This is a genomic window from Streptomyces sp. NPDC051664, from assembly GCF_044453545.1.
Lineage (GTDB): Bacteria > Actinomycetota > Actinomycetes > Streptomycetales > Streptomycetaceae > Streptomyces.
Genome location: NZ_JBITCU010000004.1, coordinates 304,399 through 328,095, shown reverse-complemented (window position 1 = coordinate 328,095; position 23,697 = coordinate 304,399). Strand labels below are relative to the sequence as shown.

Sequence of the window (23,697 nt, the reverse complement as noted above, 5' to 3'; positions counted from 1 at the left end):
CTGTCGGCATCAGTGGGTGGCCCAGGGCAGCGGGGCGGTGCCGGTGCCCCAGTAGAGGGACTTCTGCCGCTGGTAGCCGCGGATCAGGTCGCGGCCCTTCTCGGTGCCGATGCCGCTGTCCTTCAGCCCGCCGAACGGGGTGGAGATGCTGAACTGCTTGTACGTGTTGATCCAGACCGTTCCGGCGTCGATACGGCGGGCGACCCGCCAGGCCTTGGTGTGGTCCCGGGTCCACAGTCCGCAGGCGAGGCCGTACACGCTGTCGTTGGCCTGGGCGACGAGGTCGTCCTCGTCGTCGAAGGGCAGGGCGACGAGCACGGGTCCGAAGATCTCTTCCTGGCAGACCCTGGCGGTATTGGGGAGGCCGTCGAGGACGGTGGGGAGGTAGTAGGCGCCGTCGCGGTAGGAGTCGCCTTCGGGGGCCGCTCCCCCGCACCGGACGGTGGCGCCTTCTTCGCGGGCCAGGTCGACGTAGGCGGCGACGCTGTCACGGTGCTTGTGGTGGACGAGTGGGGCGACCTGGGTGTCCGGGTCGGTGCCGGGTCCGACGCGCAGCTTCTCGGTGCGGGCGACGAGTTCGCCGACGAATTCCTCGTACCGCGAGCGGGCGACGAAGAGCCGCGATCCGGCGATGCAGCTCTGGCCGCTGGAGGAGAAGACGCCGTACATGACGCCTGCCAGGGCCTGCTCGAGGTCGGCGTCGTCGAAGACGATCGTCGGCGACTTGCCGCCGAGCTCCAGCGATACAGGGATCAGCTTGTCGGCGGCGGCGTGCGCGAGAGTGCGGCCGGTGTTCGTGCCACCGGTGAAGGTGATCTTTCCGACGGCCGGGTGGCGGACGATCGCGTCGCCGATGACGCTGCCGCGGCCGGGCAGCACGGAGAGCAGTGCGGCGGGCAGTGCGGCCTCGGTCAGTGCCTGGTGGACGAGGCGGCCGAGGGCGAGGGCGACGAGCGGGGTCCACTCCGCGGGCTTGAGGAGGACCGCGTTGCCCGCGGCGAGTGCGGGGGCGAGCTTCTGGGCGTCGCTGGCGATGGGCGAGTTCCACGGGGTGATCGCGCCGACGACGCCGATGGGTTCGTGGACGCTCATCGTGATGTACGGGCCGCGGGCCGGGGTGATCGTGTCCTCGGCGGTCTCCAGTGCGGCGGCGGTGTAGCGGAAGGTGCCCGCGGCGCTCAGCACGAGGGCACGGGTCTCGGTACGGCACTTGCCGGTGTCGGCGGTCTGCAGGGTGGAGAGCCGGTCGGCGTCGCGCTCGACGAGGTCGGCGATGCGGTGCAGCAGCCGGGCCCGCAGATGGGCGGGCAGCTCACGCCAGGCGGGGTCGTGGGCCGCGTGGACGGCGGCGGTCACGGCGTCCTCGACGTCGTCGAGGGATGCGGCGTGCACGGTGGCGATGACCTGGCCGGTGGCGGGGTCGACGGTCTCGATGGGGGCACCGCGGCCCTGCCGCCACTGCCCTGCGACCAACACTTCGTCGGCAAGCATCAGTTGGCCTCCTGCAGTCGATACGGTTACCTCAGAGCTAAAAATCTAAGTGCTTAAGTAATTCACCGCAAGGCCTCTTCGTAAAAACTCTTTTGCCCTGGAGGTCTTGACGACCTCCACCCCCCGACCGATAAAACTTAAGACCTAAGAAGCTAGGCACTTCAGAGAGCAGCCGACGACAGTGGTGGGCGGTCTCACAAGCTCACGAGCCCGCACCGCCACGCCGTCCCCGTACGCTCAGCTCACTCCCGTACGCCCCTGCTCTCCCGCACACCTGGCTCCCCAACCGCTCCGCCCCCACCCGGAGCAGGAGGAACCCTCGATGACCCGGCCCACCGCCGCCACCCGCGAAGCCGTCACCGCCCGTGACGCCATAGCCGCCCGCTTCGAGCGGCTGCCGGCCTCCCGCTGGCATGTCACCGTCCGCCTCGTCGTCGGCGTCGTCACCTTCTTCGAGGCCTTCGACCAGCTGCTGATCGCGTACGCACTGCCAGAGCTCCGGCAGGAGTGGCACCTGACCGACGGCGATGCCACGTCGGTGCTCACCGTCGGCTCGGTCGGCATGCTCATCGGCGCGCTGCTGTCGGGCCGGCTGGCCGACAGGTTCGGCCGGGTCCGGGTGATCGCGTACTGCGTGGCCGCCTCAGGACTGGCCGGCCTCGCCCTCGTGGCCTGCACGTCGCTCACCCCGTTCCTGGCGCTGCGCTTCGTGCAGGGGCTCGCGATCGGCGGCGAGGTACCGGTGGCCGCAGCGTTCATCAGCGAGATCACCCGGAGCTTCAAGCGGGGCCGCTTCGTCCTGCTGTACGAACTCGTCTTCCCGGCCGGACTGACCGTCGGCGCCCTGGCCGCCGCGTGGCTGGTGCCCGCGGCCGGCTGGCGCGTGATGTTCGCGGTCGCGGCCGTCCCCGGACTGCTCGCGTTCCTCGTCCAGCGCACGGTTCCCGAATCGCCGCGCTGGCTGGCGGACCGGGGGCGGACAGCGGAGGCCGAGGCGGTCATGGACGAGATCGAGGCGAAGGTGTCGGCCGCCACGGGCGAACCGCTGCCGCCGGTCCGGTACTCCCCCGGACCCCCGGTGCACCCCGGGTCCCCGGCGGCGAAGGCGGCCACCGACGCGGAGCGCACCGCCACCGGGCTGCGTTCCCTGTTCACCGGCCGCTACCGCCGCCGCACCCTGGTGGTGGGCGCGATCTGGTTCACCGGCTACTTCGTCAACTACGGCGTGACGTCCTGGCTGCCCAGCATCTACAAGGACGGGTACGGCCTCACGCTCTCCGACGCCCTGCTCTACTCCACGGTCACCTCGGTCGCCGGACTGCTCGGCTGCCTGCTGGTGGCGCTCACCGTGGACATCCTCGGCCGCCGCAAGATCTTCGCGATCTTCCTGGGCGGCTCCGCCGCGCTCCTGCTGGCCCTGGCCGCGCTCGGCGCCCACACCCCCGCCCAGGTCCTGATCTGGACCTCGCTGTCGGCCGTCGGCTTCTTCGGCTCCAACATCTGCCTGTACCTGTACACGCCGGAGCTGTACCCGACCCGGATGCGCGCCCTCGGCTGCAGTGTCGGCGGCGCGGTCAATCGCCTCGGCGTGATCCTGGGCCCGATCCTGGTCGGCGCGGTCTACAGCGCCGGGAACAACGTCGCCGCGGTCTTCGTGATGCTCGGTGCGGTGGCGCTGGTCGGCGCGGTGGTGGCAGGCGCCCTCGCCGAGGAGACGGCCAACCGACCACTGGAGGAGATCTCCCCCTGACCGCCCCGCGCGCTCGCGACGTCGCCGGCGGCCCGCCCGGTGCAGTGCATTGCAGTGCGATCAGCGTCCGGGCCGCCGTGCCGGTGGGGGTGTGTGGCCGCAGTGCCGGTGCGCGGCGTGTCCCCGAAGACGGGAGTCCGCGCGGGAGGTCATCGCCCTGCCGCGGAGATCTCCTCGGGACGCCGGTAGTGGAGCAGGACGACCCCGTTGCCGAAGCTCCGGGTCCCGGCGAGTCGCAGATCGCTCTTCGCGTCCGCCGGCCGGAACAGCGGCTTGCCCCGCCCGATGAGGACCGGATGGACGTAGACGCGGTACTCGTCGATCAGATCGTGCTTCCTGAAGGCCGCGGCGAGATCGGCGCCACCGAGGGACAGGTCCCCACCCGGCTGTGCCTTGAGCGCCATGATCTCCTCGGGGACGACGTCCCGCACGACGGTGGTGTTCCAGTCGGCCCGCTCCAGGGTCCTGGAGAACACGATCTTGGGCATGTCCCGCCAGATACCGGCGAACTCCGCCATCGGCCCGGTATTCGAGGGGTCGGCGTCGGCCGTCGGCCAGAACTCGGCCATCAGCTCATGGGTGACACGACCGCTCAGAAAGCCGCCCATCGCTGCGAGTTCGTCGTTGAAATGGCTGTGCAGCTCGTCGTCGACCAGGTGCCAGCCGATGTCGCGGTCCGGCCCCTCGATGAATCCGTCGAGGGACACCGACATCATCAGGATGACTTTCCGCATCACGGTCCTCGCCAACACGATCGGGATTCGGGGGTCCAACAGCCCGGGCCGGAGGTACGCCGACCGGGCCCTTCCGGGCAGTCGGTCGGCTGCCGGCTGCCTCGACACGAAGGTCCCCCTCGACAGCCTCGGCGGCCCGTTCCGTGTCGTACGCGACGAACGCCGTCAGCACCCCTCGAAGACTGCGTCGCCGGCCGGAGGATCGCCGGCGATCCGCTCGTGGTGCCTGATCACTTCAGCGATGATGAAGTTGAGGAGCTTCTCCGCGAAGGCCGGGTCCAGTTTCGCGTTCTCCGCGAGGCGGCGCAGGCGGGCGATCTGTTCGGCTTCGCGGTCGGGGTCGGCCGGGGGCAGCTTGTGGTTCGCCTTGAGATGGCCGACCTGCTGGGTGCACTTGAAGCGCTCGGCGAGCATGTGGACAACAGCAGCGTCGATGTTGTCGATGCTTTCGCGGAGCCGGTTCAGTTCCGCGCGTACGGACTCGTCGGTGTCGCTGGTGGTCATGGTCGACGAGCTTAGACGGCCGGGTCCGGGGCCCTGCTACGGGACAGCCCTCAGGGGCTGATCATCGGTGGGTGGTCCGGGTCGGGGATCGTGTCGCTCCAACCGCCCGGTACGGCGCGGCCCTGCTGTTCGCGGAAGCGGACCGGGGCGGTGCCGACGCGGCGGGCGAACAGGCGTGAGAAGTAGGCGGGGTCGTCGTAGCCGACGCGGCGGGCGACCGCGGCGACCGGCAGTTCGGTCGCGGCGAGGAGTTCCTTGGCGCGGCCGAGACGGATGCCCAGGAGGTAGTCCTTGGGGCTGCAGCCGGCGCCGCGCCGTACCGCGGTGCGCAGTTCGGCGGGCGTCATGTTGTGCCTGGCTGCGTGTTCGGCGACCGAAAGCGGCTGGAACGCATCGCGGGCGAGGGCCTTCAGGACCGGGTCGCCGTCGGGGCTGACATCGGCGCGGGCCCGGCGCAGGGCGACGAGGAGTTCATGGACGGCGGCGCCGGTCTCGACCTCCAGCAGCGGGTTGCCGCGTCGGGCCGCGCGGACGATCCGGCTCACCGCGGCGCGCGGGCCCGCCGTGTCGGCGAGGGGGACGAGGGGGCGGTCCGGTTCGATGTAGCCGAGTTCGGTGTACGTGGCGGTGGCGGGGCCGGTGAAGTCGACGAAACTCTCGTCCCAGCCGGTGCCCGGGTCGGCGCCGTAGTGGTGCGGGGTGCCGGGGGTCAGCCAGATCAGGCTGGGGGCGGTGACGGGCAGCCGGCGGCCGTCGGGGCTGCCGAACCAGCCACTGCCCGAGTGGATCACGACGGCCACATGGTGGTCCAGGGTGCGGGGACCGACCGTGGGCAGCGCGCCGTGCTGCAGGCCGACGCCCAGGCAGACGAGGCCCAGCCGGTGGTGGAGCGGGCTGGGCGTGAAGAAGCGCATCCAGGTGTGGTAGGTCGACATCGGCTTCCCTTCCTCCGCTCCGCTCGGCCGGGGTCGGTTCGGTGATCTGCGCATTGTGTCCAAACAGCAGCGATCTTTGTCCATGGACCGGCCGCACGCCAGGGGGCGAAGGTGGCTGCAGCATTCCTCCCGGGTCCGCCCGCTCCGTGGTGCGTACCGTCGTGCGGCCTCGGGACGCGCGGCTTCGGGGGTGGGACCGGCGCAACAGGAGAGTACGAGCACGATGGCTGACTTCACCGTGGGGGACGACCACTTCCGGCTCGACGGGAACCCCGTACGCCTGCTGTCGGGGGCCCTGCACTATTTCCGGGTGCACGAGGCACAGTGGGATCACCGGCTTTCGATGCTTCGGGCCATGGGCCTGAACTGTGTCGAGACGTACGTTCCATGGAACGTCCATGAGCCGGAGCCCGGCGTGTTCCGGGACGTGGCGGCGCTGGGCCGGTTCCTGGACGCGGCGCACCGGGCCGGCCTGTGGGCGATCGTCCGCCCGGGGCCGTACATCTGCGCCGAGTGGGAGAACGGCGGGCTGCCGGTCTGGGTGACGGGGCGGTTCGGGCGGCGTGTGCGAAGCCGTGATGCCGGGTATCTGGGGGCGGTCGAGCGGTGGTTCGCGCAGTTGCTGCCGCAGGTGGTGGAACGGCAGATCGACCGCGGCGGCCCCGTGGTCATGGTCCAGGTGGAGAACGAGTACGGCAGCTACGGCACCGACGCGGTCTATCTGCGACGACTGGCGGACATGGTGGGCGAACAGGGGGTGAGTGTGCCGCTGTTCACGTCCGACGGGCCGGAGGACCACATGCTGACGGGCGGATCCGTGCCCGGTCTGCTCGCCACGGCGAACTTCGGGTCGGGGGCGCGTGAGGCGTTCGAGGTGCTGCGCCGGCACCAGCCGAAGGGTCCGCTGATGTGCATGGAGTTCTGGTGCGGCTGGTTCGCGCACTGGGGTGCTCCGCCGGTCGTACGGGAACCCGCGCAGGCCGCCGACGCGCTGCGGGAGATCCTGGAGTGCGGGGCGTCCGTGAACATCTACATGGCGCACGGGGGGACGAACTTCGCGGGCTGGGCGGGGGCCAACCGGTCCGGTTCGCTGCAGGACGAGGACTTCCTGCCGACCGTGACGTCGTACGACTACGGCGCCCCGATCGACGAGTACGGGCGGCCCACGGAGAAGTTCTGGCTGTTCCGGGAGATCCTCGCCGAGTTCTCGGACGGTCCGCTTCCTGATCTGCCGCCGGAGCCGTCCGGGCTCGCGGCGCCGGTGCGGGTGGAGCTGACCGGGTGGGCGCCGCTGTCCGGCGTGCTGGAAGCACTGGGCGACCCGGAACCGGCGGAATCCGGTGTTCCGCCGACGTTCGAGGAGCTGGGCGTCGACCGGGGTCTGGTGCGCTATCAGGTGGATGTTCCGGGTCCGCGGCAGCCTTACACGCTGGGGGTGACGGGGCTCCGGGACCGGGCTGTGGTGTACGTGAACGGCGTCCGGGAAGGCGTGCTGGGCGACGGGAGTGCCACCCTCGACACGCCCGTGGCCGGGCCTGCGTCCGTCGAGCTGTGGGTGGAGTCGCTGGGCCGGGTCAACTACGGGCCGCGACTGGGTGAGCCGAAGGGCATCACGGGCGGGGTGCTGCACGAGCGGCAGTACCTGCACGGTGTACGGGCCAGGGCGCTGCGGCTGGCCGCGTTCGAGGAGCCGGGCGCGGTGGCCGGGGTGCCGTTCGGGGATGTCGCGGAGGGACGCACCGGGCTGTACCGGGGGTCGTTCGAACAGACGGAGCCGGGTCACCCGGATCATGTGGGTCTCGAACTTCCGGGCTGGACACGCGGGTTCGTCTGGGTGAACGGCTTCTGCCTGGGCCGCTACTGGTCGGCGGGCCCGCAGCAGACGCTGTACGTGCCGGGTCCGGTGCTGCGGGAAGGCACCAATGAGGTGTGGGTGCTGGAGGTGGAGGGTGCGGGAGCCCCGTACGCGGAGCTGGGCCCGGGTGTGCCCGTCGGCATGGGCACACCCGGGGTTGATCGGAGCTGATACTGCGGCGTCAGAGCGTGGCTGCCGCGGAGGCGATATTGGCGGCGAAGGTCGAGACCTCGCTGTACACACCGGGGTAGCCGGGCTCGGCGCAGCCCTGGCCCCAGCTGACGATGCCCACCTGGATCCAGGCTCCGGCGTTGTCCTTGCGGAACATGGGGCCGCCGGAGTCGCCCTGGCAGGTGTCCACACCGCCGGTGTCGACGTATCCGGCGCAGAGCTCGTCACCGGGGACGAGGTCGCTGCCGTACGCGTCCTGGCAGTCGGCGTCGGAGACGAACGGAACGGTGGCCTTCAGCAGGTACCGCTGCTGGCCGCCGCCCTCGGTGGCGGCGCCCCAGCCGGCGATGGTGAAGGTGCCGCTGTTGTACGTGGTGTCGGTGGCGATCTTCAGGGTGGGCAGGTCGATGGGCTTGGCGAGCTTGATCAGCGCCCAGTCCTTGCCCATGCCGTTGTAGCCGGGGGCCTGCAGGACCTTGGTGGACTTGACCTTGATGGCACCGGCGGACTGCAGGTCGACGACGCCGGCCGTGGCGGTGATGGAGGTGTTGTTGCCCGAGCCGTTCACGCAGTGTGCCGCGGTGAGCACGATGCTCTTGGTGTAGAGGGCGCCGCCACAGCCCATGGAGAGCCGGACCATGAAGGGGAACTCACCCTGGGCGGCGCGGGTTCCGCCGACGACGGGCGTCGGGGCGGCGGACGCTCCGGCGGGCTGCAGGCTGACGGCGGCGAGGACCACCGCGGCTATGACGGAACATCTTTTCAGGGTGCGCAGAAGCTGCTTCAACGAAGTGCCTTCTTTCGTGGGGGGGTGCGTGGGGGGTGGGTCGACACGTGCCCGATGTCGTCATGCACCCGACAAGGGCATGAGCCGGATTATCGGGAAGCGATCACAGACCCCACAAGGTCCACTTTTCGGCCAATGTCGCGGACGCCCCTCGCTCCCGTACTCGCCACCGATCGGCCCGCATCCGCTTACAGTGGAGGCCGGTTGAGCGTCACGGAGGGGGTGCGGACGTGACAGGCGACAGTCCGGTGGTACACGGCTTCCCTCATCTCGACACCGTCCGGTCCGCGATCACCGCGCTGTACCGGAGGCTGTCGTACGACGGTGTCCGCAGTTACGGCCCGAGCCTCGTGCCCGCCGACGCAGCCTTCTCCGATCAGGACGATCTGCATCTCGGCGCGCAGCGGGTGGCGCGGGCGATGGTCCAGCACCTGCATCTGCCGGACGCCCGCATGATCGTCGCGTTCCGGGCGATGGAGCATGCGGGAAGTGTCGAACTCGCGGCGGGCCCCGAGTACTTCATCGAGCTCAACGACCGCTTCCGCACCCACCGCAGGGACATCGGCGCCGCGCTCTCGCACGAGGTCATGCATGTGCTGCTGCACCGGCTCGGCCTGGAGTTCCCCGGCACGCGCGACAACGAGATCCTCACCGACACCGCGGCGGCATATCTGGGCGCGGGCTGGCTACTGCTCGACGCGTTCCGGGAGGACGCCACGTCCAGCCAGAAACTCGGCTACCTCACCCCCGAGGAGTTCGGGTACGTCCTGGCCAAGCGGGCGTTCGCCTTCGACGAGGATCCCTCACCGTGGTTCACCAGCCCGCAGGCCTACGAGGCGTTCGCTGCGGGGCGGGCGCGGGCGGAGCAGGACGCCCGGCAGCCACCGCTCGCGGCGGCGGGGTGGGCGGGCCGGCGGCGCTACGCGAAGGTCCGCCGGTACGCCCGGGACCATCCGGGCACGGCCGCGGCGCCCGTCCCCGGTGTTCCGTACGCCTTCGAAGACGGTCCGGACGGGCTGCGGGTCTCGTTCGCGTGCCCGACGTGTCTTCAGCGGATCCGGGTTGCGGTGCGGGGGCGAGTGCGGGTGCGGTGCGGGCTCTGCCGCACGGTGCTGGACTGCGACACGTGAGCGTGGGTGGTGGGGTCGGGTCGGTGCGTCCGCGGCGGGCGGTGTCCCCACCGCCTCTTCCCGAAACCCGGGTGTGCTGCCACCGGACCCCCACTCCTCGATCGCCGGAGAAGCTGGTTCTCCCGCCGTTGCCGGCACCTTTCCGCGCGTCACCGCGCCCCGTACACCGGCCGCCCCGTCCCCGCCTCCGCCAGCAGCTTCCGTGTGGCCTCCCCCGCCTCCGCCGGCGCCCACCGCGCGCCTCGCTCCACGGACGGGCCCTGGCGCCAGCCCTCCATCACCGTGATCCGGCCCGCCTCCGCCTCGAAGACCCGTCCGGTCACCCCGTCGCTCGCGGCCGAGCCCAGCCACACCACCAGCGGTGACACGTTCCCCGGCGCCATCGCGTCGAACGCCCCCGCCCCCTCCCCCGGCGCCGCCATCGTCTCCGCGAAGGTCTGCTCGGTCATCCGGGTGCGGGCCGCCGGGGCGATCGCGTTGACCTGGACCCCGTAGCGTCCCATCTCCGCCGCGGCGACCAGTGTCAGTCCGACGATCCCGGCTTTCGCGGCGGAGTAGTTGCCCTGGCCGACGCTGCCCAGCAGCCCCGCACCCGAGCTGGTGTTGATCACCCGGGCTACGGGGGTGCGGCCCTCCTCGGTCTCGGCCCGCCAGTGCGCCGCCGCGTGTTTCAGCGTGAGGAAGTGGCCCTTGAGGTGGACGCGCATCACCGCGTCCCAGTCGTCCTCGTCCAGGTTGACGAGCATCCGGTCGCGCAGGAAGCCCGCGTTGTTGACCAGCGTGTCCAGCCGCCCGTAGGTGTCCAGCGCGGCCCCGATCAGCGAGGCCGCGCCCGCCGCGGTCGCGATGTCACCGCCGTGGGCCACCGCCTCGCCGCCTGCCGCCTCGATCTCGTCGACCACCTGCCGGGCGGGTCCGCGGGACGACCCGCCGGCCCCGTCGAGTCCTACACCCAGGTCGTTGACCACGACCTTCGCCCCCTCGGCGGCGAACGCGAGGGCGTGGGCCCGGCCGAGCCCCCGCCCGGCCCCCGTCACGATCACCACACGGCCCGCGCAGAGCCCCGTGCCGTGTCCGTCGCTGCTTGCGGTCATCTCACATCTCCTTGTTGGCGATGCGGGGGCAGGCTGCTACCTTCCACACCTAACAAATGTTTGGTGGAAAGGTAGCTGATCCGCTCATGGGTGTCTCCACCGCAAGCCCCGTCAAGGGCGTATCCGTCGTCACCGTCGACCACCCGCCCGTCAACGCCCTGCCCGTGCAGGGCTGGTACGACCTCGCGGACGCACTGCGCGCGGCGGGCCGTGACCCCGAGGTCCGCTGTGTCGTCCTGACCGCCGCCGGGCGCGGGTTCAACGCGGGCGTCGACATCAAGGAGATGCAGCGCGACTCCGGGCACGACACCCTGATCGGCGCCAACCGCGGCTGCTTCGAGGCGTTCGCCGCGGTGTACGAGTGCGAGGTGCCGGTCGTCGCCGCAGTGCACGGCTTCTGCCTCGGCGGCGGCATCGGCCTGGCCGGCAACGCCGACGCGATCGTGGCGAGCGACGACGCGACGTTCGGCCTGCCCGAGCTGGACCGGGGCGCACTCGGCGCCGCGACGCATCTCGCCCGGCTCGTCCCGCAGCATCTGATGCGCACGCTGTACTACACCTCGCGCACCACCACGGCCGCCGAGCTGCACGCCCACGGTTCGGTCTGGAAAGTCGTCCCGCGCGCCGAACTCCAGGACGCGGCACTGGAGCTGGCGGGCGAGATCGCCCGGAAGGACGGGTATCTGATCCGGCTCGCCAAGGCCGCCATCAACGGCATCGACCCGGTGGACGTCCGTCGCAGCTACCGATTCGAGCAGGGCTTCACCTTCGAGGCCAACCTCGGCGGAGCCGCCGACCGCGTCCGTGACACCTTCGGCAAGGAGGCATGACGGTGACCGACAAGACCATGACGGCCGACGAGGTCGTCTCCCGGCTCAGCAGCGGCATGACGATCGGCATCGGCGGCTGGGGCTCGCGCCGCAAGCCGATGGCGCTGGTGCGTGCGCTGCTCCGGTCCCGGATCACCGATCTCACCGTGGTCTCGTACGGCGGCCCCGACGTCGGACTGCTCGCCGCCGCCGGCCGGATCCGCAAACTGGTCGCGGCCTTCGCCACTCTCGACTCGATCCCGCTCGAACCACACTTCAGAGCGGCCCGCCAGCGCGGCGACCTCGAGCTGACCGAGGTGGACGAGGCGATGTTCATGTGGGGACTGCACGCCGCCGCGAACCGGCTGCCGTTCCTGCCCGTCCGGGCCGGCATCGGATCGGACGTCATGCGGGTCAACCCCGGTCTGCGTACGGTGCGTTCGCCGTACGCGGACGGCGAGGAGTTCGTCGCGATGCCGGCCCTGCGGATGGACGCGGCACTGGTCCACCTGAACCGCGCCGACCGGTCCGGAAACGGCCAGTACCTCGGGCCCGACCCGTACTTCGACGACCTGTTCTGCGAGGCCGCCGATACCGCGTACGTCTCCTGCGAACGACTCGTCGAGACGGCCGAACTGACTGCGCGGGCCACCCCGCAGACCCTGCTCGTCAGGCGGCACTCGGTCACCGGCGTCGTCGAGACCCCGAACGGCGCGCACTTCACCTCCTGCGCCCCCGACTACCCGCGCGACGAGGCGTTCCAGAAGGCATACGCCACCGCGGCCGCCGACCCGGCCGCCTGGGCGGCGTTCACCGCCCGCTTCCTGGCCCCCGACGGCAGCGAGAAGAGCTATCAGTCGGCCGTCCAGACCTGGCACGAGGAGCAGAAGTGACGACCCCTGAGACCACGCCGCCCGGCACCCGGCCCGCCACCCGCGCCGAGTACTGCGTGATCGCCTGCGCCGACGCCTGGCGCGACAACGGCGAGGTGCTCGCCAGCCCGATGGGCCTGATCCCGTCCGTCGGCGCCCGCCTCGCCAAGCGCACCTTCTCGCCCGATCTGCTGCTGACCGACGGCGAGGCGATGATCGTGGGCCTCGACGGCACGCCCGAGGGCTGGCTGCCGTACCGTCTGCACCTCGCCATGGTCACCGGCGGCAGGCGCCACGTGATGATGGGCGCCGGCCAGATCGACCGGTTCGGCAACCAGAACATCTCCTGCATCGGCGACTGGGAACAGCCCGCCCGCCAGCTGCTCGGCGTACGCGGCGCCCCCGTCAACACCCTGAACAATCCGGTCAGTTACTGGATCCCCAAGCACTCCCTCCGGGTCTTCGTCGAGCGCGTCGACATGATCAGCGGGGTTGGTTACGACAGTGCGGCGGCCGCCGGCCCGTCGGCGACCCGCTACCACCGCATCCCGCGTGTCGTCACCGACCTCGGCGTCCTCGACTTCGCGACCGCGGACCGCTCGATGCGCCTCGCCTCGCTGCACCCGGGTGTCACCGCCGACCAGGTCCGCGAAGCCACCGGCTTCACGCTGACGATCGCGGACGACGTCCCGTACACCCGCGAGCCGACCCCCGAGGAGCTCCGGCTGATCCGCGAGGTCGTCGACCCGGAGGGCACCCGTGACCGCGAGGTCAGGGCCTGATGGATCCGATGCGCACGCCCCTCACCGAACTGGTCGGCGTCCGGTACCCGATCGTGCAGACCGGCATGGGCTGGGTCGCCGGGCCTCGGCTGGTCTCCGCCACCGCCGAGGCCGGCGCGCTGGGCATTCTGGCTTCCGCGACGATGACCGTGGAGCAGCTGCGCGCGGCGGTACGGGAGGTCAAGTCCCGTACGCAGGCGCCGTTCGGGGTCAATCTGCGCGCCGACGCCGGTGATGCGCGCGAGCGCGTACGGATCGTCGTCGACGAGGGTGTGAAGGTCGCGTCGTTCGCGCTGGCCCCGTCGCAGGAGCTGATCGCGGAGCTGAAGGACGCGGGAGTGGTCGTCGTTCCTTCGGTCGGCGCGCGGCGTCATGCCGAGAAGGTCGCGGCGTGGGGCGCGGACGCGGTGATCGTGCAGGGCGGCGAGGGCGGCGGGCACACGGGCGAGGTGGCGACGACGGTACTGCTGCCGCAGGTGGTGGACGCGGTGGACATCCCGGTGATCGCGGCGGGCGGCTTCCACGACGGCCGCGGGCTGGTCGCGGCGCTGGCGTACGGGGCGGCGGGCATCGCGATGGGCACGCGGTTCCTGCTGACGTCGGACTCGACGGTCCCGGACGCGGTGAAGGCCCGCTATCTGGCGGCGGGTGTCAGGGACGTCACGGTCACCACGGCGGTGGACGGGCTGCCGCACCGGATGCTGCGTACGGAGATGGTCGCTGCGCTGGAGCGCGCGGGCCGCACCAGGGCCCTGGTCCAGGCGGTGCGCCGGGCCGCGGGCTTCAAGCGGATCTCGGGGCTCAGCTGGTCCCGGATGGTGCGCGACGGGCTCGCGATGAGGCACGGCAAGGATCTGTCCTGGAGCCAGGTGCTACTGGCGGCCAACACCCCGATGCTGCTCAAGGCATCCATGGTCGACGGCCGGACGGACCTGGGGGTGATGGCGTCGGGCCAGGTGGCGGGCGTCATCGAGGACCTGCCGAGCTGTGAGGACCTGGTGGGCCGGTTGATGAAGGAGGCACAGCGGACGTTGGAGGCACTGGCCTCGATCGCCGGACAGGCGGATACATCGAGCCTGTCCGGCGATTGAGACCGGCGTCCGGGGCAGCGCCCCGGTGCGGTGACCCGGTCGTCGCCCTGTCACCGCACCGCGTACGCCGCTACGCCGCCCTGCGGCCTCGCGCGGCCGCGCTGCCGTTGCTGCGCCCGGAGCCACCCGCACGCCCCGCACCCGCGCCCGAACCGTTGCCACGGCCCGAGCCGCCGGCCCGAACCGCTCCGCCGGCCCGAGCCGCGCCGCCCGAGCGAATCTCGCCGCCCTGAGCGGACCCGGTGCCGGAGCCGGCACCGCCGCGACGGCCACGGCCCCGGCTGCCCGCGCGGAACGTACCGCCGGTACCGGCACCCGCACCGCCCGACCGCGTGCGCGGCTTCGGCTGCGTCGGCTGGGGGACCTCGACCACGACCGCGATGCCGGACGGCTCACGGGCCCCGGTGATCCGGGTGAGTTCCTCGTCGCTGGACTTGATCCGGGTGGTCCGCGGAGCGATGCCCGCGTCAGCCATCAGCCGGGTCATCTCCCGCTTCTCCTCCGGCAGCACCAGCGTCACGACGCTGCCGGACTCCCCGGCGCGCGCCGTGCGCCCACCGCGGTGGAGATAGTCCTTGTGGTCCGTCGGCGGGTCCACGTTCACGACCAGGTCGAGGTCGTCGACGTGGATGCCACGAGCCGCGACATTGGTCGCCACGAGCGCGGTGACCTGGCCGTTCTTGAACTGGTCGAGTGTCCGGTTGCGCTGCGGCTGGGACCGTCCGCCGTGCAGGGCGGCAGCCCGTACACCGCTGGCCAGCAGCCGCTTGGCGAAGCGGTCGGCAGCCCGCTTGGTGTCCACGAACATGATCACCCGGCCCTCGCGGGCGGCGATCCTGGTGGCGACTGCCTTCTTGTCCGTCTCGTCGGCCACATGCAGCACGTGGTGCTCCATGGTGGTGACGGCGCCCGCGGACGGGTCGACCGAGTGCACGACCGGGTCGGTCAGGAACATCTTGACCAGCCGGTCGATGTTCTTGTCCAGGGTCGCGGAGAACAGCATCCGCTGACCGTCCGGCTCGACCTGCTTGAGCAGCGCGACGACCTGCGGCATGAAGCCCATGTCGGCCATCTGGTCGGCCTCGTCGAGGACGGTGATGGAGACCTGGTCGAGGCGGCAGTCGCCGCGCTCGATGAGGTCCTTCAGCCGGCCGGGTGTGGCGACGAGCACCTCGGCGCCGCGTCGCAGCGTGCCGGACTGCTTGGTGATCGACATGCCGCCGACGACGGTGGCGAGGCGCAGGTTCACGGACGTCGCGTACGGCGTCAGCGCGTCGGTGACCTGCTGGGCGAGCTCGCGGGTCGGGACGAGGACGAGCGCCAGCGGGGCGCGCGGCTCGGAGCGCCGGCCGGCGGTGCGGGCGAGGAGCGCGAGACCGAAGGCCAGGGTCTTGCCGGAGCCGGTGCGGCCGCGGCCGAGGATGTCCCGGCCGGCGAGCGAGTTCGGCAGGGTGGCGCCCTGGATCGGGAACGGGTCGGTGACGCCCTGCGCGGCAAGGGTCTTCAGCAGGGCGGCGGGCATGTCCAGCTCGGCGAACGCCTCGACGGCGGGCAGTGCGGGGGTCATGGATTCGGGCAGGGCGAATTCGCCCTGCGGCGGCGTGGCCCTGCGACGGGGCGACGCCTTGCCGGATCCCTTGCCGGAACCCTTGGCGGTTGCCTGTGCCGGGGCCGTGCCGCGCCCCCTCGACGGGCGAGTGCGGGCGGGTCGGTCCTGGCGTTCGGAGCGGGTCATACGGAATTGCCCTCCTGGGGATTCCTGGGAACTACTGGGGACTGTCCGGGACTTTCGGCGCACCCCCGGACAGCACAAGCCGGGACCCGCACCTTCACGGTGCGGGCCCCGGCTGCGAGGTACGCGTCGCGGCAATTAGGCCGGGACGATGTTCTCCGCCTGCGGGCCCTTCTGGCCCTGCGTGACGTCGAAGGAGACCTTCTGGCCCTCCTGGAGCTCACGGAAGCCCGAGGTGGCGATGTTGGAGTAGTGGGCGAAGACGTCGGCGCCGCCGCCGTCCTGCTCGATGAAGCCGAAGCCCTTTTCCGAGTTGAACCACTTCACGGTTCCAGTAGCCATGTCATTCTCCTAAAGAGGTGCAGTGCCGGAAATCCGCACTTTACGAATTCCAAGTCGCCGCATTGAGCCCCATCCGGAGAAAGCCGGAAAACAATAATGCGCCTGAGGAAGCATTCCCGTCAGGCGCACATAAAGTTCATGGGTACCAAAACTGCAACTCGGCAACCGTAGCACGTTCTGCAGATCCGCGGTGTGATCCACCCCACCGCCAGGCGGCGCGGTCACCCAGGAGCCTTGGCGCGCCCGGCTCAGAGCCTTTCGATGATCGTCACGTTCGCCTGTCCGCCGCCCTCGCACATGGTCTGCAGGCCGTAGCGGCCGCCCGTGCGCTCCAGCTCGTGCAGCAGCGTCGTCATCAGTCGGGTGCCGGTGGCGCCGAGTGGGTGACCGAGCGCGATCGCCCCGCCGTTGACGTTGACCTTGTCCGGGTCGGCGCCGGTCTCCTTCAGCCACGCCAGCACCACCGGTGCGAACGCCTCGTTGATCTCGACCAGGTCGATGTCGTCGATGGTCATGCCGGCCTTCTTCAGCGCGTACGCGGTGGCCGGGATGGGCGCCGACAGCATCCGGATCGGGTCCTCACCGCGTACCGAGAGGTGATGGATGCGGGCGCGCGGGGTGAGGCCGTGTTCGGCGACGGCGCGTTCGGAGGCGATGAGCATCGCGGCGGCCCCGTCGGAGACCTGGGAGGAGCAGGCGGCGGTGATCGTGCCGCCGTCCAGGACCGGCGGGAGTGCGGCCATCTTCTCCAGGGTGGTGTCGCGGCGCGGGCCCTCGTCGACGGTGACGTCCGCGTACGCGACGGTCTCACGTGCGAAGCGCCCCTCGTCGACGGCGCGGATCGCCCGCCGGTGGGAGCGGAGCGCGAACTCCTCCATGTCGCGGCGGCTGATGCCCCACTTCTCGGCGATCAGCTGGGCCCCGTGGAACTGGTTGACCGGCTGGTCCCCGTACCGGGCGCGCCAGCCCTCGCTGCCCGCGTACGGGCCTTCGGTGAGGCCGAGGGGTTCGGCGGCCTGACGGGAGGCGAAAGCGATCGGGATCTGCGTCATGTTCTGGGTGCCGCCCGCGACGACCAGGTCCTGGGTGCCGGAGAGGACGCCCTGGGCGGCGAAGTGGACGGCCTGCTGCGAGGAGCCGCACTGGCGGTCGATGGTGACGCCGGGGACCTCTTCGGGCAGTCCGGCGGCCAGCCAGCAGGTCCGGGCGATGTCGCCGGCCTGCGGCCCGACGGTGTCGAGGCAGCCGAAGACGACGTCCTCGACGGCCGCCGGGTCGATGCCGGTGCGCTCGACGAGGGCCCGCAGGACATGGGCGCCGAGGTCGGCCGGGTGGACGGTCCCGAGGCCACCCTTACGGCGGCCGACGGGGGTGCGTACCGCTTCGACGATGTAGGCCTCGGCCATGGCTGCTGCTCCTCGGTGAGCTCGAGTGTGGTCAGGTGTCGAGGGCGATGCCGTCCAGGACCATCGAGAGGTACTGGCGGGCGATCTCCTCGGGGCTGTGCTGTCCGCCCGGCCGGTACCAGGAGGCCGCGACCCAGACGGTGTCGCGGACGAACCGGTACGTGAGCCGGATGTCGAGGTCGGCACGGAAGACCTCGGCGGCGACGCCGCGTTCCAGCGTGCCGAGCCAGGCCTTCTCGAACTTCTGCTGGGAGTCGACGAGATACGCGAAGCGCGGCTGGGTGGCGAGGTGCTTGGACTCCTTCTGGTAGATGGCGACGGCTGCGCGGTGCCGGTCGATCTCCCGGAAGGACTCGGTGACGAGGGCCTCGATCGTCTCGCGTGGGCCGAGGCCGGCGGCGAGCACCGCGTCGTACCCCTCCCAGAGTTCGGTGAGGAAGGTCGAGAGGATCTCGTCGATCATCGATTCCTTGGAATCGAAGTGGTAGTAGAGGCTGCCCGCGAGCATGCCCGCCTCGTCCGCGATCCTGCGGACGGTGGTGGCGTTGTATCCCTGCGCGGCGAAGACCTCGGCGGCGGTGTCGAGCAGTTCGCGGCGCCGCTCGGGAGAGGGGGTCACCTGGGGCTTCTTCTTGGTAGGCACCCGCCCATTCTCCGCCCGTGCGCCGCCCGCCGCGGACGCCCCGGCGGGTGCCCGGTCAGGCATGTTGGCTGCTGACGGGGACCACTTCGCCCGTCATGTACGAGGAGTAGCCGCTGGCCAGGAAAACGATGACGTTGGCGATCTCCCAGGGTTCGGCATGCCGGCCGAAGGCCTCCTTGCGGGTCAGTTCGTCGAGGAGTTCGGCGGAGGTGACCTTCACCAGGTGCGGGTGCATGGCGAGGCTGGGGGCGACGGCGTTGACCCGTACGCCGTACGCGGCGGCCTCGACGGCGGCGCACCGGGTGAGCGCCATGACGCCTGCCTTCGCGGCCGCGTAGTGGGCCTGGCCGGTCTGGGCGCGCCAGCCGACGACCGAGGCGTTGTTGACGACGACGCCGCCGCGGCCCGCGGACCTGAGGGAGCGCAGGGCGGCACGGGTGCAGCGGAAGGTGCCGGTCAGGGTGACGTCGAGGACCTTGGACCACTGTGCGTCGGTCATCTCGGTGAGCTCGGCGGTTCCGCCGAGTCCGGCATTGTTGACGACGATGTCGAGGCTGCCGTGGGCCTGTTCGGCGTGGGCGAAGAGGGCCTGGACCTGGGTCTCGTCGGTGACGTCGCAGGGCAGCGAGGTGACGTTTGCGGCGCCGAACTCCTCGGCGAGGGCCTGCTCGGTCTCCTTGAGCCGGCGGGCGTGGGCGTCGCCGATGGCGATGCGGGCGCCTTCCTCCAGGAACTTACGGGCGGTGGCGCCGCCGATCCCGGCGCCGGCGGCCGCGGTGATGACGGCGGTGCGGCCGGTCAGCAACTGGTGTCCCGGTATGTACTGCGGTGCGCTCACGCCCCTGCCTCCTCGGGTGCCCGGCTCCTCGACGGCCTCGTGCTCGTACGTTAACCTACCAAACACTTGTTAGGGAAGCTGGGTCCGATGACGACAGAGAGGGCGGGCGTCCGATGGATCTCACCTTCACCCCTGATCAGGACGCGTTCCGGGCCGAGGCCCGGCAGTGGCTCCGGGCCCATGTGCCCGCCGAACCGCTGCCCTCCCTGGAGACCGCGGAAGGCTTCGCCGCGCACCGGGAGTGGGAGGCGCTGCTGCACGCGGACCGCTGGTCGGTCGTCTCCTGGCCGTCCGCGTACGGCGGCCGGGACGCCGACATCTTCAAGTGGCTGATCTTCGAGGAGGAGTACTACGCGGCGGGCGGCCCCGGCCGGGTCTCGCAGAACGGCATCAACCTGCTCGCCCCGACCCTCTTCGACCACGCCACGGACGAGCAGCGGGCCCGGGTCCTGCCGCCGATGGCCAGTGGCGAGGTGATCTGGGCGCAGGCCTGGTCCGAGCCGGAGTCGGGCTCGGACCTGGCATCGCTGCGGTCGCGCGCGGTGCGCACGGACGGCGGCTGGCTGCTGTCGGGGCAGAAGACCTGGTCGTCACGGGCCGCGTTCGCGGACCGGGCGTTCGGGATCTTCCGTACGGACCCCGAGGCCGCGAAGCCGCACCACGGGCTGACCTATCTGATGTTCGACCTGTCGGCGCCGGGCGTCTCCGTCCGGCCGATCGGACGGCTCGACGGCAAGCCGGCCTTCGCCGAGCTCTTCCTGGACGAGGTGTTCGTACCGGACGAGGACGTCATCGGCGAGCCGGGCCAGGGCTGGCGCATCGCCATGTCGGCCACGGGCGACGAACGCGGACTGACGCTGCGCTCCCCCGGCCGCTTCCTGGCCGCCGCGGACCGGCTGGCCGAGCTGTGGCGTACCCACGGTGACCCGACGGACACGGCGATGCGGGACCGGGTGGCGGACGCGGTGATCGGGGCGCGTGCGTACCAGCTGTTCACATACGCCCATGCGTCGCGCTTCGCGGCGGGCGAAGCGGGTCCCTCCGCCCGGACGGGGCTGAAAGCGGGGGGCACCGGCGCCGAGTCGAGTCTGAACAAGGTGTTCTGGTCGGAGTACGACATCGCGCTGCACGAGACGGCGCTCGATCTGCTCGGCCCGGACGGCGAGCTCGCGGAGGGCGAGTGGGCGCAGGGATACGTCTTCTCCCTCGCGGGCCCGATCTACGCCGGCACAAACGAGATCCAGCGGGACATCATCGCCGAGCGGCTGCTCGGCCTGCCGAAGGGACGGCGCTGATGCGATTCCTCCTCGACGACGGGCAGCGGGATTTCGCCCGCTCGCTGGACTCGATGCTGTCGGCCGCGCAGACGCCCGCGGCCGTCCGGGCGTGGGGCGCCGGGGACCACGGACCCGGGCGGGCCCTGTGGGCGCGGCTCGCGGAGGCGGGGGTGTTCGCGCTCGCGGTACCGGAGGCGTACGAGGGCCTCGGACCGCTTCCGGTGGAACTCGCGGTGGCCTTCCTGGAGCTGGGCCGGCACGCGGTGCCGGGGCCGCTGGTGGAGACGGTTGCGGCGGGGATACTGCTGAGCGGGGTGGGGGGTCCGGTCGCGAAGGAGTGGCTGCCCCGGATGGCGTCGGGGGTCGTGTCGGCGACGCTCCTGCTCGACGGCGGGGCGTTCGCGCTGGACGCGGACGCCGTGGACGCCGTGTTCGCGGTGTCGGGGGACGAGCTGCGACTCGCGTCCGGACACGGCCCGCTCCGCGCTTCGTCCGATCCGGCGCGGCGGCTGTTCCGGGTCGAGCCCGGCGGACAGGTGCTCGCCTCGGGACCGCGGGTGGTGGAGGCGGCCGGCGCGGCCGCGGACTGGGCGGCGTTCGCCACGGCGGCGCAGGCGCTCGGGACGGGCGAGGCGCTGCTGCGGGCCACGGTCGCGTATGTGAAGCAGCGCACCCAGTTCGGGGTGGCGATCGGATCGTTCCAGGCGGTCAAGCATCGGCTGGCGGACACGCTGATCGCCCTGGAGTTCGCCCGCCCGCTGCTGTACGGGGCTGCGGCGGCGCTCGCCGAAGGGGCGCCGCACGCGGGAGCGGATGTGGCGGCGGCGAAGGTCGTGGCGGGCGAAGCGGCATACGCGGCGGCGCGGGCGGCGCTGCAGCTGCATGGGGCGGTGGGGTATACGGAGGAGCTGGAACTCTCGGTGTGGGTGCGGAAGGCGGGGCCGTTGCGGGATGCCTGGGGGGCGCGGGGGGATTGCCGGGAGCGGCTGGTGACCGGGGGCGCCCGGTGGCCGCTTCGCCCGTGATCTCCCGCCATGGCGCGAAGTCCGAAGCGCATGGGACCCCCTCGACGGGCTTGATTCTCCCGCTCGGCGGACCAGACATGGCCCGGGCCGGTGGCTTCGCCTGGCCCGGCCCCCCGGCCCGGTCGATTCAGGTTGCCTCGCGCGGGGTGCTGTCGTCATTGCCCCGTTGGAGCGTGCGCAGTGGAGTGCCCGGGCGCCAGGTCTGGACGATCAGTTCCTCGCCCTTCAACCCCGTGCGGACCACCTCCGTCAGTTCCGTGCGGAACAGGTGGAACGGCTCCGGTGGCTTTGCCTCCTCGACGAAGCGGGCCAGGACGTCGGGGTCGGTCTCCTCCACCGCGCGGCCGGAGATCCGGACGTCGGCGTCGGCCATCGTGTCGTCCGGTCCCGGGTTGGCCTGCACCGCAAACCGCGGATCGCGCCGCAGGTCCAGTGCCTTGCGCGAGTTCGGCATCATGCCGAGCCACAGCTCACCGAAGCGGAAGTCCACCTCCAGTCCGGTCACACGCGGCGAGCCGTCCTTGCGCAGGGTGGCCAGGACGTGGTGCTTGTACAGCCCGAAGCGGGCCTGAACGGTCTCGGCGAAGTCCGGCTCCGCCGACTGGAACGCTGCCCAGGAAGTCGATGTCATGACTCCATCGAACCCTTGAATCCCGACATCTTCTGTCCGGTTTTCCAGGTGGCCACCCGATCGGATGCCGTCCTGGGTCGATCGTGTTCTGCTGTACGAGGCACCTGGCCGTCACCGTGGCGGCGGGGAGGGACTGATCCCGTGAACCCGAGGGGATTGACGATGGCGATCTTGGTGCATGCCACTCTGTCGGGCGTCACGGCCGACCAGTACGACGCTCTCCAGAGGGAACTTCAGGCACTGCCCGGAGACCCCTTCGCCGGCTGCCTGTCGCAGGTCTGCACTTTGACCGATTCGGGCGTGGAGCTCTTCGACCTGTGGGAGTCCTCGGAGGCCGCGGAGAAGTTCGGCAGCGTGATGCTGCCGGTCGCCGAGAAGCTGGGCCTGCCCATGACGTCCGGACCGCCGAAGATGTCGCAGGCGCACCGCTACCGGGTTCCTGGCGCGTGACCGCGGCTCACCTGGCGGACAGCGTGACCAGGAGCGCCCAGCCCTGGGTCCGGAGCACTCCGGGCGACGCGCTGTCGGCCACCAGTGCGTCGTAGCGGTCGAGTTCGATGTCCTGGCCTTCGAGCACCGCACCGTCCTCCAGCGCGACGGCCAGGACCGTACCGCTCGGCGGCGCCGGCAGCCGGACGGTGCCGCGTACGACCGCCACCTCCGCCGTCGTACGTTCTCTGCGGTACATCACATTGAGGTTCACGACCGGGCCGCCGAGCAGCCGGCCGTCCGTCTCCAGGTCTCCGGGGAAGTCGTGCGGCCAGTACTGCTCGTCGACGATGTGGTGTTCGCCGCCCACCATCAGATCCATCCCGGCGCCCTCGACCACGGTCAGCGTGCGGTCGACGCCCGGGAACGAGGAGAACGGCCCGTCCGCGGACACATCGGCGAGACTGACCCGCCAGTCGAAGTCGTCCAGCGGTGCACCCTCGGGGGACGCGGCGATCTCCCGGGTGACTCCCCCGCCGTTCTTCCAGGGCACGACCGTGCGGTCGGCCGCCCTCAGCACTCGTAGCGTCACTTGGCGATCCTCTGCGCTCGGGCCGCGGCCAGCCAGTGCGGGAATTCGGCGACTAGCCGGTCGTACAGATCGGCGTCCGGGACCTGCCGCGGGTCGAGTCCGGCGTGGAAGAAGCCTGCGTTGTCGACGGGACGCTGTGCGGGAACTGCCAGTTCGTCGAGCTTGTGCAGGAAGTTGAACTGCGAACTGCGCTTGTTGCCGAAGCCGATGAACTGCCAGAACATCGGCAGTTTCGCCGCCTTGCAGAGATAGCGCTCGGCCGCCATCTTGTTGATCGGACCGCCGTCGGTCTGGAAGACGACGAGTGCGGGCGCGGTCGAGCCACTGTCGATGTAATGGTCGATGACCGCGTCCATGGCCAGGTGATAGCTCGTCTTCCCCATGTGGCCGAGGCCCGCCACGATCTCGTCGACGCGCCCGCGGTGGTTGTCCAGGGCTATCTCGGTGACCGCGTCGATGTCCGTGGAGAAGAAGAAGACGGGCACACGGCCGTCGTCGTCGAAGTGGGCCGACAGACCGAGCACCCGGTCGGCGAGCGCCTGGACGCTGCCGTCCTTGTAGTACTCCTTCATGGAGCCGGAGTAGTCGAGGACGAGATAGACCGCCGCACGCTCCCCGCTCAGCCCGTGCTTCTGCAGCGATACCCCCGCGCTCTTGTAGAGGCTGACCAGCGCGGGCGCCGTCTCCTCGACCTTGCGCAGGCTGATGGCTGCCATCCGGGACTCCGTTCCTGGTACGGGAGTTACGAGGTTACGTCACCGTGGCCGACCTGCTCTT

24 protein-coding genes are annotated in these 23,697 nt (G+C 71.0%); 10 read left to right on the top strand and 14 right to left on the bottom strand.

Annotated elements, in window-relative coordinates; genetic code table 11:
* Positions 1 to 9 precede the first annotated feature (9 nt).
* The gene (locus tag ACIA8E_RS10540) at positions 10 to 1,491 is read right to left on the bottom strand and encodes an aldehyde dehydrogenase (protein WP_399296516.1); all 1,482 of its coding nucleotides are present in this window, start codon (positions 1,489 to 1,491) and stop codon (positions 10 to 12) included.
* 322 nt (positions 1,492 to 1,813) lie between these two features.
* On the opposite strand from ACIA8E_RS10540, the gene ACIA8E_RS10535 reads away from it, so the two are divergent.
* Positions 1,814 to 3,241, top strand: a complete 1,428-nt coding sequence (locus ACIA8E_RS10535) for an MFS transporter (RefSeq protein ID WP_399296514.1) — start codon at positions 1,814 to 1,816, stop codon at positions 3,239 to 3,241.
* A gap of 149 nt (positions 3,242 to 3,390) precedes the next feature.
* Here ACIA8E_RS10535 and ACIA8E_RS10530 read toward each other — a convergent pair whose 3' ends face one another.
* The 3 genes from ACIA8E_RS10530 to ACIA8E_RS10520 all read right to left on the bottom strand — a co-directional run bounded on the left by ACIA8E_RS10530 (position 3,391) and on the right by ACIA8E_RS10520 (position 5,414).
* Positions 3,391 to 3,975, bottom strand: a complete 585-nt coding sequence (locus tag ACIA8E_RS10530) for a dihydrofolate reductase family protein (RefSeq protein WP_399296512.1) — start codon at positions 3,973 to 3,975, stop codon at positions 3,391 to 3,393.
* A 165-nt stretch (positions 3,976 to 4,140) separates the two neighbouring features.
* Positions 4,141 to 4,479 carry a chorismate mutase gene (locus ACIA8E_RS10525; RefSeq protein ID WP_399296510.1) on the bottom strand — a complete coding sequence of 113 codons (339 nt, stop codon included), beginning with the start codon at positions 4,477 to 4,479 and terminating at the stop codon, positions 4,141 to 4,143.
* 50 nt (positions 4,480 to 4,529) lie between these two features.
* Positions 4,530 to 5,414, bottom strand: coding sequence for a helix-turn-helix domain-containing protein (locus ACIA8E_RS10520; protein ID WP_384110545.1), 885 nt, complete (start codon positions 5,412 to 5,414; stop codon positions 4,530 to 4,532).
* Between the two features lie 223 nt (positions 5,415 to 5,637).
* Here ACIA8E_RS10520 and ACIA8E_RS10515 point away from each other — a divergent pair, with 223 nt between their 5' ends.
* The gene (locus tag ACIA8E_RS10515) at positions 5,638 to 7,440 is read left to right on the top strand and encodes a glycoside hydrolase family 35 protein (protein WP_399296508.1); all 1,803 of its coding nucleotides are present in this window, start codon (positions 5,638 to 5,640) and stop codon (positions 7,438 to 7,440) included.
* A gap of 10 nt (positions 7,441 to 7,450) precedes the next feature.
* Here ACIA8E_RS10515 and ACIA8E_RS10510 read toward each other — a convergent pair whose 3' ends face one another.
* Entirely contained in the window at positions 7,451 to 8,227 is a 777-nt protein-coding gene (locus ACIA8E_RS10510) for a S1 family peptidase (RefSeq protein ID WP_399296506.1), read from the bottom strand.
* Positions 8,228 to 8,457: 230 nt separating this feature from the next.
* Here ACIA8E_RS10510 and ACIA8E_RS10505 point away from each other — a divergent pair, with 230 nt between their 5' ends.
* Positions 8,458 to 9,357: a hypothetical protein gene (locus ACIA8E_RS10505; RefSeq protein ID WP_399296504.1), complete on the top strand. Its 900-nt coding sequence runs from the start codon at positions 8,458 to 8,460 to the stop codon at positions 9,355 to 9,357.
* A gap of 149 nt (positions 9,358 to 9,506) precedes the next feature.
* Here ACIA8E_RS10505 and ACIA8E_RS10500 read toward each other — a convergent pair whose 3' ends face one another.
* The gene (locus ACIA8E_RS10500) at positions 9,507 to 10,451 is read right to left on the bottom strand and encodes an SDR family oxidoreductase (protein WP_399296502.1); all 945 of its coding nucleotides are present in this window, start codon (positions 10,449 to 10,451) and stop codon (positions 9,507 to 9,509) included.
* Between the two features lie 86 nt (positions 10,452 to 10,537).
* Here ACIA8E_RS10500 and ACIA8E_RS10495 point away from each other — a divergent pair, with 86 nt between their 5' ends.
* Genes ACIA8E_RS10495 through ACIA8E_RS10480 form a run of 4 tightly spaced genes read left to right on the top strand, consistent with a single transcriptional unit; the run spans position 10,538 to position 14,005 of the window.
* On the top strand, positions 10,538 to 11,281 hold the full coding sequence (locus ACIA8E_RS10495) for an enoyl-CoA hydratase family protein (RefSeq protein ID WP_399296500.1): 744 nt from the start codon (positions 10,538 to 10,540) through the stop codon (positions 11,279 to 11,281).
* Positions 11,282 to 11,298: 17 nt separating this feature from the next.
* On the top strand, positions 11,299 to 12,153 hold the full coding sequence (locus ACIA8E_RS10490) for a CoA transferase subunit A (RefSeq protein WP_399296817.1): 855 nt from the start codon (positions 11,299 to 11,301) through the stop codon (positions 12,151 to 12,153).
* Complete coding sequence (locus ACIA8E_RS10485) at positions 12,150 to 12,914, top strand: CoA-transferase subunit beta (RefSeq protein ID WP_399296498.1); 765 nt, start codon at positions 12,150 to 12,152, stop codon at positions 12,912 to 12,914. Before ACIA8E_RS10490 ends, ACIA8E_RS10485 begins: the two co-directional genes overlap by 4 nt.
* An 8-nt stretch (positions 12,915 to 12,922) precedes the next feature.
* Positions 12,923 to 14,005 carry an NAD(P)H-dependent flavin oxidoreductase gene (locus tag ACIA8E_RS10480; RefSeq protein ID WP_399296496.1) on the top strand — a complete coding sequence of 361 codons (1,083 nt, stop codon included), beginning with the start codon at positions 12,923 to 12,925 and terminating at the stop codon, positions 14,003 to 14,005.
* Between the two features lie 70 nt (positions 14,006 to 14,075).
* Here ACIA8E_RS10480 and ACIA8E_RS10475 read toward each other — a convergent pair whose 3' ends face one another.
* From ACIA8E_RS10475 to ACIA8E_RS10455, 5 genes are all read right to left on the bottom strand, one after another.
* Positions 14,076 to 15,740, bottom strand: a complete 1,665-nt coding sequence (locus tag ACIA8E_RS10475; protein ID WP_399296495.1) for a DEAD/DEAH box helicase — start codon at positions 15,738 to 15,740, stop codon at positions 14,076 to 14,078.
* Between the two features lie 135 nt (positions 15,741 to 15,875).
* Positions 15,876 to 16,079 (bottom strand): cold-shock protein, encoded by a 204-nt coding sequence (locus tag ACIA8E_RS10470; protein ID WP_003969786.1) that lies wholly within the window; start codon positions 16,077 to 16,079, stop codon positions 15,876 to 15,878.
* Positions 16,080 to 16,327: 248 nt separating this feature from the next.
* A complete protein-coding gene (locus ACIA8E_RS10465; RefSeq protein ID WP_399296493.1) occupies positions 16,328 to 17,485 on the bottom strand; it encodes an acetyl-CoA C-acetyltransferase in 1,158 nt (385 codons plus the stop codon).
* A gap of 31 nt (positions 17,486 to 17,516) precedes the next feature.
* Positions 17,517 to 18,128 carry a TetR/AcrR family transcriptional regulator gene (locus tag ACIA8E_RS10460; RefSeq protein WP_355759199.1) on the bottom strand — a complete coding sequence of 204 codons (612 nt, stop codon included), beginning with the start codon at positions 18,126 to 18,128 and terminating at the stop codon, positions 17,517 to 17,519.
* A gap of 55 nt (positions 18,129 to 18,183) precedes the next feature.
* The gene (locus tag ACIA8E_RS10455) at positions 18,184 to 18,966 is read right to left on the bottom strand and encodes an SDR family oxidoreductase (RefSeq protein ID WP_399296490.1); all 783 of its coding nucleotides are present in this window, start codon (positions 18,964 to 18,966) and stop codon (positions 18,184 to 18,186) included.
* Positions 18,967 to 19,079: 113 nt separating this feature from the next.
* On the opposite strand from ACIA8E_RS10455, the gene ACIA8E_RS10450 reads away from it, so the two are divergent.
* Both ACIA8E_RS10450 and ACIA8E_RS10445 read left to right on the top strand, forming a co-directional pair.
* Positions 19,080 to 20,261, top strand: a complete 1,182-nt coding sequence (locus tag ACIA8E_RS10450; protein WP_399296488.1) for an acyl-CoA dehydrogenase family protein — start codon at positions 19,080 to 19,082, stop codon at positions 20,259 to 20,261.
* On the top strand, positions 20,261 to 21,268 hold the full coding sequence (locus tag ACIA8E_RS10445; RefSeq protein WP_399296486.1) for an acyl-CoA dehydrogenase family protein: 1,008 nt from the start codon (positions 20,261 to 20,263) through the stop codon (positions 21,266 to 21,268). The genes ACIA8E_RS10450 and ACIA8E_RS10445 overlap by 1 nt, the downstream gene beginning before the upstream one ends.
* Before the next feature lie 127 nt (positions 21,269 to 21,395).
* On the opposite strand, the gene ACIA8E_RS10440 is transcribed toward ACIA8E_RS10445, so the two are convergent.
* A complete protein-coding gene (locus tag ACIA8E_RS10440) occupies positions 21,396 to 21,899 on the bottom strand; it encodes a pyridoxamine 5'-phosphate oxidase family protein (protein WP_399296484.1) in 504 nt (167 codons plus the stop codon).
* Positions 21,900 to 22,061: 162 nt separating this feature from the next.
* On the opposite strand from ACIA8E_RS10440, the gene ACIA8E_RS10435 reads away from it, so the two are divergent.
* A complete protein-coding gene (locus ACIA8E_RS10435; RefSeq protein WP_399296482.1) occupies positions 22,062 to 22,349 on the top strand; it encodes a hypothetical protein in 288 nt (95 codons plus the stop codon).
* Between the two features lie 7 nt (positions 22,350 to 22,356).
* On the opposite strand, the gene ACIA8E_RS10430 is transcribed toward ACIA8E_RS10435, so the two are convergent.
* Together ACIA8E_RS10430 and ACIA8E_RS10425 are read right to left on the bottom strand one after the other, a co-directional pair.
* Positions 22,357 to 22,920, bottom strand: coding sequence for a HutD family protein (locus tag ACIA8E_RS10430; RefSeq protein WP_399296480.1), 564 nt, complete (start codon positions 22,918 to 22,920; stop codon positions 22,357 to 22,359).
* Positions 22,917 to 23,636: a VWA domain-containing protein gene (locus ACIA8E_RS10425; protein ID WP_399296478.1), complete on the bottom strand. Its 720-nt coding sequence runs from the start codon at positions 23,634 to 23,636 to the stop codon at positions 22,917 to 22,919. The genes ACIA8E_RS10430 and ACIA8E_RS10425 overlap by 4 nt, the downstream gene beginning before the upstream one ends.
* Positions 23,637 to 23,697: the final 61 nt, after the last annotated feature.